Source organism: Sphingobium phenoxybenzoativorans, from assembly GCF_001757355.1.
Taxonomy (GTDB): Bacteria; Pseudomonadota; Alphaproteobacteria; order Sphingomonadales; family Sphingomonadaceae; genus Sphingobium; species Sphingobium phenoxybenzoativorans.
Genome location: NZ_MINO01000098.1, coordinates 1 through 10,542, shown reverse-complemented (window position 1 = coordinate 10,542; position 10,542 = coordinate 1). Strand labels below are relative to the sequence as shown.

General features: G+C 65.3%; 11 protein-coding genes and 1 pseudogene. 8 read left to right on the top strand and 4 right to left on the bottom strand.

Annotated elements, in window-relative coordinates; genetic code table 11:
* From BHQ40_RS22535 to BHQ40_RS22525, 4 genes and pseudogenes are all read left to right on the top strand, one after another.
* A pseudogene (locus BHQ40_RS22535) lies at positions 1–366 on the top strand (thymidine phosphorylase); the annotation flags it as partial.
* Entirely contained in the window at positions 363–1,271 is a 909-nt protein-coding gene (locus tag BHQ40_RS22530; protein WP_070158014.1) for a ribose-phosphate pyrophosphokinase, read from the top strand. The pseudogene BHQ40_RS22535 and the gene BHQ40_RS22530, both read left to right, overlap by 4 nt.
* A gap of 122 nt (positions 1,272–1,393) precedes the next feature.
* Positions 1,394–1,570 carry a hypothetical protein gene (locus tag BHQ40_RS25400; protein ID WP_313443268.1) on the top strand — a complete coding sequence of 59 codons (177 nt, stop codon included), beginning with the start codon at positions 1,394–1,396 and terminating at the stop codon, positions 1,568–1,570.
* A 263-nt stretch (positions 1,571–1,833) separates the two neighbouring features.
* Entirely contained in the window at positions 1,834–2,469 is a 636-nt protein-coding gene (locus tag BHQ40_RS22525; RefSeq protein ID WP_070158013.1) for a response regulator transcription factor, read from the top strand.
* 26 nt (positions 2,470–2,495) lie between these two features.
* Here the strand turns inward: BHQ40_RS22525 and cueR are convergent, their stop codons facing one another.
* From cueR to copC, 4 genes are all read right to left on the bottom strand, one after another.
* Positions 2,496–2,894 (bottom strand): Cu(I)-responsive transcriptional regulator, encoded by a 399-nt coding sequence (gene cueR, locus BHQ40_RS22520; RefSeq protein WP_022684257.1) that lies wholly within the window; start codon positions 2,892–2,894, stop codon positions 2,496–2,498.
* Positions 2,891–5,248: a heavy metal translocating P-type ATPase gene (locus BHQ40_RS22515; protein WP_070158015.1), complete on the bottom strand. Its 2,358-nt coding sequence runs from the start codon at positions 5,246–5,248 to the stop codon at positions 2,891–2,893. Before BHQ40_RS22515 ends, cueR begins: the two co-directional genes overlap by 4 nt.
* Before the next feature lie 394 nt (positions 5,249–5,642).
* A complete protein-coding gene (gene copD / locus BHQ40_RS22510) occupies positions 5,643–6,587 on the bottom strand; it encodes a copper homeostasis membrane protein CopD (RefSeq protein WP_022684259.1) in 945 nt (314 codons plus the stop codon).
* A 4-nt stretch (positions 6,588–6,591) separates the two neighbouring features.
* Positions 6,592–6,969, bottom strand: a complete 378-nt coding sequence (gene copC, locus BHQ40_RS22505) for a copper homeostasis periplasmic binding protein CopC (protein WP_022684260.1) — start codon at positions 6,967–6,969, stop codon at positions 6,592–6,594.
* 133 nt (positions 6,970–7,102) lie between these two features.
* On the opposite strand from copC, the gene BHQ40_RS22500 reads away from it, so the two are divergent.
* The 4 genes from BHQ40_RS22500 (at position 7,103) to BHQ40_RS22485 (ending at position 10,398) form a co-directional block, all read left to right on the top strand.
* Positions 7,103–7,375: a hypothetical protein gene (locus BHQ40_RS22500; protein WP_004212738.1), complete on the top strand. Its 273-nt coding sequence runs from the start codon at positions 7,103–7,105 to the stop codon at positions 7,373–7,375.
* Positions 7,375–7,815, top strand: a complete 441-nt coding sequence (locus BHQ40_RS22495; RefSeq protein ID WP_007683368.1) for a periplasmic heavy metal sensor — start codon at positions 7,375–7,377, stop codon at positions 7,813–7,815. The genes BHQ40_RS22500 and BHQ40_RS22495 overlap by 1 nt, the downstream gene beginning before the upstream one ends.
* The gene (locus tag BHQ40_RS22490; RefSeq protein WP_015449250.1) at positions 7,812–8,378 is read left to right on the top strand and encodes an RNA polymerase sigma factor; all 567 of its coding nucleotides are present in this window, start codon (positions 7,812–7,814) and stop codon (positions 8,376–8,378) included. Before BHQ40_RS22495 ends, BHQ40_RS22490 begins: the two co-directional genes overlap by 4 nt.
* A gap of 67 nt (positions 8,379–8,445) precedes the next feature.
* Positions 8,446–10,398 (top strand): copper resistance system multicopper oxidase, encoded by a 1,953-nt coding sequence (locus BHQ40_RS22485; RefSeq protein ID WP_015449251.1) that lies wholly within the window; start codon positions 8,446–8,448, stop codon positions 10,396–10,398.
* The last annotated feature ends 144 nt before the right edge of the window (positions 10,399–10,542 follow it).

The following is a 10,542-nucleotide window of genomic DNA, read 5'->3' as shown; positions in this document are numbered from 1 at the left end:
GGCGAAGGCTATGCGCGTGCGCGGGCGTGTCTCGAAAGCGGCGGGGCCTGGGCCAAGTTCCAACGTATCTGCGAAGCGCAGGGCGGCATGCGGGCTCCACCGGTCGCCCGGTTTCAGCAGGATATGATCGCTCCCTATAGCGGCCGCCTGGTGAGTATCGACAACCGCAAGCTTGCGACGGTCGCGAAGCTCGCCGGCGCGCCGGTGGCCAAGGCCGCTGGCGTCGCACTGCAGTGTCGGCTGAACCAGATGGTGGATGCCGGGGCTCCCTTGTGTAGCATTCATGCCGAGAGCCCGGGCGAGCTCGACTATGCGGCGGCCTATGCCGTGAGCGACGGGCCGATCTTCGGGATTGAAGCGCTATGAACCGTCCCGTCCTGTTCGCGCTGTCTGGCAGCGAGGCCCTGGCACAGCCGCTATCCGCCGCGCTCGATGCAGAGGTCGGCACGATCGAGCATCGTCAGTTTCCTGACGGGGAAACCTATCTCAGGGTCGGAAACGACGTCAGCGACCGCGAGGTCATCCTGCTGTCCAGTCTCGATCATCCGGACGCCAAGCTGTTGCCGCTGCTGTTCGCAGCCGACACCGCGCGCGATCTTGGCGCTCGCAGGATCGGGCTCGTCGCCCCTTACCTCGCTTACATGCGCCAGGACATACGCTTCCATGCCGGCGAGGCGGTGACGTCGCGAACCTTTGCTGCGATCCTGTCTCGCCATCTCGACTGGCTGGTGACGGTCGATCCGCATCTCCATCGCTACCATGAATTGTCGGAAATCTACCGCATCCCAACCCAGGTTGTTCATGCCGCGCCGTTTTTGGCCTCGTGGATCAAGCGCAATGTCGCTCGCCCGCTGATCATCGGTCCGGACCTGGAAAGCGAACAGTGGGTCTCGCAGGTGGCGGCCGATGCCGATGCTCCGTTTCTCGTGTGCGAGAAAATCCGATCCGGCGACCGTCACGTCACCATCTCGATTCCGAATGCCCCAGCGTTTCTCGATCGCCAGCCGGTGCTGGTCGACGATATCGCCTCATCCGGTCGGACCCTCACCGAGGCGGCGCGCCAACTGGTCGGCATGGGGTTCGCGCGACCGGATTGCGTGGTCGTGCATCCGCTTTTTGCCGGCGATGCAGCGCAGGTTCTGGGTGGGCTTATCGAAAGGATCGTCAGCACGAACGCGGTTGCACATGCGTCGAATGATATAGACGTCATGCCAGCGATCGCGGAGGCCGTTCGCCACCGGATTGAATGGCGTGCTGCGCGTCAGTTCTAAGACGGAAATGAACGCCCGGCAAACGCTGTGCGCGTCCTCATCCATTGACCCTAAACGAGTCCGAACCAATCTCCTGAGATCTCCCTTTCGGAGAAAATCGCGGCAGGGAAGGAGGATATGTCGTGTCGCACACACGCTCGTTCATCGATCCCCTCGACGTTGCTGGGCACCTGAAGCTTGAGCCCGAAGTAAAGCGCGCCACCCTGCTATCCTGGGCGTCCGATCGCGCAGCCGTCAAGGGCCAACCCGCCCCCCTCGCCCGCCGGGCGCCAGTAACCCGCTGCCGGTCGACGATGTGATGGAAGCGTAGCGATGGCTCGATCGCGCCGAGGGCGGCGCGGGCAACTCGCATGCATCGTCCGGAGCAGAGACCCGGCAATGAGCCGCAGCGACCGCGGCATTGGTGTGAGCGGAGTAGCCGAACCCTCACAGTTTCGCTGTCCTTCGCCGTTTTGCCTCGCCAAATTTTTACTCTTGACCTGGGACCATAGTCCAACGTGCAGAGAAGTATCCCTTGAAGCGCTGCCCTCGCGGCACTGCGTATTGATCGATCTCGGGGGCTATGGGGAACAAGCGCGTCGTGCATATCGTCGATGACGAAGAGACAATACGAAAAGCACTAAGTTTCACGTTGCGGACCGCAGGGTTTGCCGTAGAAGCCTACGCTTCGGGGCCGGAGTTTCTGTTGAGCGCAGAGGACGCCGAGAAAGGCTGCGTGGTTCTCGACATGCACATGCCCGACATGGACGGCCTGCAGGTTCAGGCGGAGCTGACGCGACGCGGTATCGACATGCCCGTCGTGGTGCTGACGGGCAATGGCGATCCTACGCTCGCCGTACAGGCGATGAAGGCGGGCGCTGCCGACTTTCTCGCCAAACCGGTCGAGAAGGCCGCATTGCTCGGCGCGATCGACCGCGGCTTCAGCTGGCTTGAGAGTATAGCCCGTCGTGCCTCCGAACAGGCCGACGCTCTTTCGAAAGCCGCGAGACTGACGCAGCGCGAACGGGCCGTTCTGAGAGGAATTTCGCGAGGCTATCCAAATAGCCTTATCGCAGATAAACTCGGCGTCACGTCGCGCACGGTCGAGCTGCATCGGGCCAGTCTGATGATCAAACTCAACGCGCAAAGCCTGCCCGACCTGTTGCGGATCGCTTTCGCCGTCGACCTGCACGAATCGACCGAAAACGGGCACCCCTAAAATTCTCGGCCGTGCGATGCCGGATGCTATGCGGATCGGGCCGCGGCCAGTTCGGCGATGATCGGACAATCCGGCCGCTCGTCGCCTTGGCAGCGCTCGGCCAGGTCGATTAGCGTGTCGCGCAGCGCCGTCAACGCCTCGGCTTTGCGCTGAAACTCATCGGCGCGGGCAAGGGCAAGCCGCTTCACCTCCGCGCTGGCACGGCCGGTATCGGCCCAAAGGCTGAGCAACGTGCGGATCTCCTCGATCGGGAAGCCGAGATCGCGGGCATTGGCGATAAACCGGAGGCGATGGAGGTCGCGCTCGCCATAGTCACGATAGCCAGCACCCCGACGCGCCGGCGCCGGGATGAGGCCGATCTTTTCATAATGGCGGATCATCCGCTCAGAGACGCCGCTCTGCCGTGACGTCTCGCCGATGTTCACAGTGCTTTCCGGTTGAGGCGCAGCGCGTTGGTGACCACGCTCACCGAAGAGAGCGCCATCGCCGCCGCCGCGATAATGGGCGAGAGCAGAATACCGAACAGCGGATAGAGCGCACCCGCCGCTACGGGCACGCCCGCGACATTGTAGATGAAGGCGAAGACGAGATTCTGGCGGATGTTCGACATGGTCGCTTGGCTGAGCCGCCGCGCCCGGACGATGCCAGTCAGGTCGCCCTTGAGCAGCGTGACGCCAGCGCTCTCGATCGCGACGTCGGTGCCGGAACCCATGGCGATGCCGACGTCGGCGGCGGCCAACGCGGGGGCGTCGTTGACACCGTCGCCGGCCATGGCGACCACCCGCCCCTCGCGCTTGAACTTCGCGACCACGGCGCTCTTCTGATCGGGCAGCACCTCGGCCTCCACCTCGTCGATGCCCAGACGCCGGGCGACCGCTTCCGCCGTCGTGCGGTTGTCGCCTGTCAGCATGACCACGCGAATGCCCTCCGCCTTGAGCGCGGCGAGCGCTTCTGGTGTCGTGGCCTTCACCGGATCGGCGATCGCGAAGGCGCCGCCGACTGTGCCGTCGACCCCGATGAAGATCGCGGTGGCGCCATCCCGGCGCAGCGCGTCGGCCTGGTCGGCGAGCGCCTCGGTGGCGACGCCCTCGTCACCGAGGAACCGCGCGTTGCCGAGAACGATCCTGCAGCCATCGACAGTGCCGAGCGCGCCGCGCCCGGTCGGCGAGTCGAAGTCGGTGACGTCGCTCGTGGCGATGCCGCGATCCTTGGCGGCCTCGACGATCGCCAGCGCGAGCGGATGCTCGGACGCCCGCTCGACCGAGGCGGCAAGACGCAGCAGCTCGGCTTCGTCGAAGCCGGGCGCCGGCACGACCTGGGTGACGGCAGGCCGGCCTTCGGTCAGCGTGCCTGTCTTGTCGACGACGAGAGTGTCGACCTTCTCCATATGCTCGAGTGCTTCGGCATTTTTGATGAGGACACCGAGCCCGGCGCCGCGGCCGACCCCGACCATGATCGACATCGGCGTTGCCAGCCCCAGTGCGCAGGGACAGGCGATGATCAGCACGGCGACCGCCGCCACCAGCCCATAGGCGAAGCGCGGCTCGGGACCCCAGATGCCCCAGGCGATGAACGCGACGGCCGCGACCGCGATGACCACGGGCACAAACCAGCCCGACACCTGATCGGCCATGCGCTGGATCGGCGCGCGCGAGCGCTGCGCCTCAGCGACCATCTGGACGATGCGTGCGAGCATGGTATCGCGGCCGACCTTGTCGGCGACGATCACCAGCGCACCGGTCTGGTTGAGCGTGCCGCCGATCACTGTGTCGGCCTTTGCCTTGGTGACGGGCATGGATTCGCCGGTGACCATCGACTCGTCGAGCGAGGAGCGGCCGTCCTCGACTACGCCGTCGACCGGCACCTTCTCGCCCGGCCGCACCCGCAGGCGGTCGCCCACCGCAACCAGATCAAGGCTGATTTCCTCTTCGTTCCCATCAGAACCGATCCGGCGCGCGGTCTTTGGTGCAAGGTTGAGCAGCGCCTTGATCGCGCCCGAGGTGCGTTCCCGCGCGCGCAGTTCGAGCATCTGGCCGAGCAGCACGAGGACGGTGATCACCGCGGCCGCCTCGAAATAGACGGCAACCATGCCGTCCTCGCCGCGGAAGGCCGGCGGGAACAGCTGAGGCGCGAGCGTCGCGATGACGCTGTAGATCCAGGCGACCCCGGTCCCCATCGCGATCAGGGTGAACATGTTGAAGTTGCGGGTCTTGAGCGAGGCCCAGCCACGCTCGAAGAACGGCCAGCCCGCCCACAGCACGACGGGTGTCGCCAGCACGAACTGGATCCATACCGAGATAGACATCGGCACGAGGCGATGGATCGCGGGAAAGACATGCGCGCCCATCTCGAGGATCAGCACCGGGAGAGCCAGCACGAGGCCGACCCAGAAGCGCCGCGTGAAATCGACTAGCTCGTGGCTGGGGCCGCTGTCGGCGGTCACGGTCGCGGGTTCGAGCGCCATGCCGCAGATCGGACAGGACCCGGGATGGTCCTGGCGGATCTCGGGATGCATCGGGCAGGTCCAGATCGTGCCTTCGGGCGCCGCGACCGGCGGCGTCGGCGGGCCGAGATAGCGCTCGGGATCGGCGATGAATTTGGTCCGGCAGCCCGCGCTGCAGAAATGATAGCTTTCACCGCTATGCTCGGCGCGATGCGCCGTGGTCGCCGGGTCGACGGTCATGCCGCAGACCGGGTCCTTGACGCCGGTCGCCGCTTTAGCGGTGCCGTGGCCGCCGCAGCAACCGCCGCCATGCGCCGCTCCATGTGTCTCGTTCATCGCCTCGCTCCTTTCGACGCCTGACGATCTAGGGTCTGACACCGTGTCAGGCTCAATACGTAATCGCCTAAGCGGCCAAATCGGCGGGCCCGTTCGCTTGGCCGCCATCAGGCCGGGGAGCACGCCGTCGGCATTGGGCTGGGTATCGTCGATGCCATCGAGCCGCTGCACGGTCAGGCGGAAGGCGAGCCGCATGAGACCCGTGCTGGCGGCCATAATCGGCGATTACCAGGCGCCAATCCGGACGCAGCATGGCAAGCATGGCGGCACGCCACCGCTTCTCCCGCGCCCACAGGCGGATCGCGCGATCATAGTCTTTCGTCGATCCAGTCCCGCGCGGCGGGGTGTACGATTGCATTGGCTTCTCCCAACGCGAGGCGTTCGAAACGATAAACTACATCGACATGGGTGGCGACAGTGTCCCCAGCCAGGCGACCAGCCCGAGAATGACGATCGCAAGACCGCCTTCGACGACGAGGCTCGCCCGCAACAGCGCCTGCGCCCGGGGCGCGTCCTCTTCCTCGATCGCCTGCGCCAGTGCCGGGGTCAGGCGGTAACGGTTGAGCGCGGCCAGGCCCAGCATGCCGGCGAAGAGCAGCAGCTTGGCGATGAGCAGCAGGCCGTAGGTCGACTGCCCGAGAGACGCGATGTTGCCCGGGCCGACCAGGAACCAGCCGTTCACCGTCCCGGTCAGGATCAGCAGGGCGACGATGATCGTGCCGACGAGGGAGAAGCCCCGCAGCGCTTCCTCGGCGAGCATGACCCGGTCCATGTCTTCAGTGGCGAGATCATCGGTTGCGAGCCTGGTAAGAACCAGCGCAAGGAATGCGGCAAGCGCGCCGACCCAGGCGCCGGCGGCGAGCAGATGGATGAGATCGGCCCCCAGTTGCAGCCAGCCCGCCTCGCCTTCGCCGGCCGCGCCATGCCCGCTCCAGGCGAGGGTCGCGAGCGCGACCGCGCCTGCCAGAGTGGACGCGATAAAGACAGGACGGGATTGCCGGCGATAGAAGGGGATGCAGAGCAGAAGAACAAGAAGCGCGACAAGACGCGCCTTCAGCGCCGTTCCCATGGACGTGCCGTTGATGAGGTCTGCGACCATGGATAGATCAGGCTGGGTGAGCGGCAGGCCGGTCATGGCCGCAGCCTGCAACGCGAACCCCAGCGCCGACAGCAAGAGGGCGAGACAGGCGAGACAGGCCACCATTGCCGCCATCGGCATATGCCGCTGAACGATCCGGCCGCCGCCAGGCGCATAGAGCGCGAACAGCGGCAGGCCGAACAGCAGGCCGAGATCGACGTAGAGTGCCCAGCGGACGGCGACGAGTGCCACGTCGTTCATGGCTTCACTTGACGGTAAAGGCGAGATTTCCCTGGATGCGGTGCGTGTCGGTCGAGACGACGTGCCAGGCGACCTGATAGCTGCCTGCCATGAGCGGCTTGTCGAGCGCCAGCACGAGCGTCTTGCCGCCTTCGACGGCCGTCTTGAAGCCGGTAACCGCCATGCGGTGGTTGGGCATGCCGGGCATGCCGGTCATCACGATCTCGGCGCCCGACAGCTTCGGCATCAGACCTTCACTGAAGGTGAGCGTGATACGCGAAGGCGCCGAGACGCTGGCGTTCGCGGCGGGCGTCGAGGACACAAGCTTGGGATGCGCGTAGGCCGGAGCAGAAACACTCAGGCCGACGGCGGCGATAACTGCGAGAGGCGAAAAGAAACGCATTGGAACATTCTCCTGTAGATCCCATGAGACAATACGCAGCCCGAGCCCCCACCCCTCGCAATTATTCTTTTCAATCTACAGCAAGGGTTCCTGGACCATCGTGCGTATTGAAGGATGAAGACGGAGAAGCACCATGGATGAACTTGACCACCTGCTCTCGCGGTTGCGCGATGCGCCTCTCGATCCCAGGCTCGGCGGCCTGGAAAGCCGGGTCATGGCGGAAATAGCGCGCATCCGGGCCATACCAAGCCTTGGCGCTATGACGTTCGGCATCGCGGCCGCAACCGCGCTGTTCATCGGAATTGCCGGCTCGGCAGTTCCGACACGGTCTGCTGATGCCAAACCGCTATCGCCCTTCGATGCTCGGCTCGCGCTTGCGCCCTCGACGCTGCTGAGCTCGCAGTGATGCGCGACCGCCGCCGGCTCCTGCTCCTCGTCCTGGTGACCTTCGCCGCGGCGATCGCTGGCGTTGTCATTGGCCGCGTCTATGTGGTTCCAGTGCGCCCGGTCGAAAATGAGCTGCACGAGCTGCTCCATCGCGATCTGAAGCTGAATTCAGCGCAACACAGCCGACTCGAGACAATCGAGAAGAACTACGCGATCCGGCGTCAAGCGCTGGAGGCCGAATTGCGCGCCGACAATGCGCGTCTCGCGGAAGCGATCGAAGCGGAGCATGGCTATGGCCCGCAAGTCGCAACTGCGGTGGATCGCTCGCACCAGGCCATGGGCGCGCTGCAGAAAGAAACACTTGAGCATATCTTCGCGATGCGGGCCGTGCTGCGCCCGGATCAGACGGACAAATTCGACGACGCCGTGGTGAAAGCGCTGACGGCCAAATCCGAATGACCGCGTGCCTCCCCGACTGCTCGGACGGGGAGCTCGCGGCTCTGGCGCTTGGAGGCCGGCAAGCGGCCTATGGCGAGCTGGTCCGCCGGCATCAAGGTTGGGTTCACCGGCTCGTGCGCAGCCATGTCGGATCTATGGATGAGGCATTGGATGTCACCCAGGCGAGCTTCGTCGCGGCCTTTGCCGCACTCAACCGCTATGACGTAACCCGACCCTTCCAGGTCTGGATGTCCCGGATTGTCATCAACAAATGCCATGACTGGCGGCGTCGGCGAGCGGTTCGAAATTTCTTTGCCCTAGCCCTACCGCTCGGCGAGGCGGACGGCGTCGCCGACGACGCACCGCTGCCCGATCAGGCGATCGGGGCCGAACAGCAGCTCGCGCAAGCAATGAAAGCGATTGCTGCCCTGCCGTCTTCCCTCAAGGACACGCTTATTTTGCGGACGATCGACGAGAAATCGGAAGCCGAAACCGCCGAGATCCTCGGCATCTCCCAGAAGGCCGTCGAGACCCGCCTCTACCGCGCCCGGGCGCGCCTCGCGGAAAGTTTGAAGAAAGTTTGAGGGGCAGGCGGGTGGGCTGCGTATTTCCAATAGGTCCGCCCTCTTTCCGCAAGCTGAGACAAACCGAATGATTTCTGCCCTCGACCGCCGCCAGTTCCTTCGCGGCGCGGCCCTCGCCGGTGGTGGCGCCGCATTATCAGCCTGGCTGCCTGCCTGGGCGCAGACCATCTCGCCGGGGATGCGACCGACGCTACCGACCGTGTCGGGCGAAGACATCACGCTGACCATCGCCCGGCAGTCGATGAGCATCGACGGGCGCCAGTTCCGCGCAATCGGTCTCAACGGCACGGTCCCCGCCCCGCTGATCCGGCTGCGCGAAGGCCAGCGCGTGCGGCTCAACGTCGTCAATCAACTCGAGGAGGACAGCTCGATCCACTGGCACGGGCTGATCCTGCCGGCCAATATGGACGGCGTGCCGGGCGTGTCTTTTCCGGGCATCAAGCCGGGATCGAACTACCTCTACCAGTTCCCCGTCGTGCAAAGCGGCACCTACTGGTATCACAGCCATTCGGGCCTGCAGGAGCAGGAAGGCCATTACGGCCCGATCATCATCGACCCCGCCGGTGCCGATCCGGTCGCCTATGACCGCGAGCATGTCATCGTGCTCGCCGATCACAGCGCACTCTCGCCGCAGGCGATCTTCCGGCGTCTCAAGGTCAACCCCGGCCATTTCAACTTCCAGCGCCAGACGCTGGCCGGGCTGCTCTCGGGCAAGGACCAGCCACTCAAGGACCGGCTCGACTGGGGCCAGATGCGGATGGACCCCGCCGACATCTCCGATGTCACCGGATCGACCTACACCTATCTCGTCAATGGCCATGGTCCGATGGACAACTGGACCGCGCTCTTCACCCCGGGCGAGCGGGTGCGGCTGCGCGTCATCAATGCGTCGGCGATGACCACCTTCAACGTCCGCGTACCCGGCCTGCCGCTCAGCATCGTCCAGGCCGACGGGCAGAATGTGGTGCCCGTCACCGTCGACGAGTTCCAGATCGGTGTCGCCGAGACCTACGACGTCGTTGTCAGCCCAGGCGAGGACAAGGCCTATACTCTTGTCGGCGAGGCCATCGACCGCTCGGGTATGGCGCGTGCCACGCTCGCGCCGCGCGCCGGCATGGCTGGCGAGGTGCCTCCCTTACGCAAACGGCCGCTCGCCGACATGAAGGACATGGGCATGGACATGTCCTCGATGCCGGGCATGGAAGGCATGGACATGTCGGGCGGCGCTATGCGGGGCGTCGATCCGACGGCCGAGAAGAACGCGTCCGCGCGCCTCGCGACCGGCGCGGCGGCAGCGATGGCGACCATGGACAACAGCGCCATGGCGGGCATGGACCATTCGGGGATGGATCATTCCGCGATGAGCGGGATGGATCATGGATCGATGGCCGGCATGGACCACGGCGCGATGGGCGCCGATGGCCAGATGGCGGGCATGGATCATGGCGGGCACGCGATGGGTTCGATGAAGATGCGCGACTTCTCGAACGCGCCGCAGGTGAAGCGCGATCCGAGCGTCCAGACCATCTCGCCGATGCCCGTCGACCGCACCGGCGAGCCCGGCCAGGGCCTCACCGACGTCGGCCACAAGGTGCTCGTCTACAAGGATCTGATGGCGCTCGAGCGCAATCCAGACGTGCGCGCGCCGAGCCGCAGCATCGACATCCACCTCACCGGCAACATGGAGCGGTTCATGTGGTCGTTCGACGGCGAGAAAATGTCGGACCATCACGAGCCGATCCCGTTCATCGAAGGCGAGCGGGTGCGCGTCAATCTCATCAACGACACGATGATGGGGCATCCGATCCACATCCACGGCCATTTCTTCGAGCTGGTGACCGGGCATGGCGACCATGCGCCGCGCAAGCACACCGTCATCGTCCAGCCCGGCGGCAAGGTGAGCTGGGACTTCACCGCCGACGCGGTCGGGGACTGGGCCTTCCACTGCCATCTCCTCTACCACATGCATGCAGGGATGATGCGGGTCGTGAGCGTGCGTCCGAAGGGAGACGCGCAATGACCCGCATCCTCACGCCGCTGGTGAGCGCGATCGCCCTTCTCGCCGCCGCACCCGCCTTTGCCCAGGATCATTCGATGCACGACATGCCCGGCATGGCGCCGCCGGGCGGGGCGCGGCCGGCGCAGGAGAAAAAGAAGGACAAGG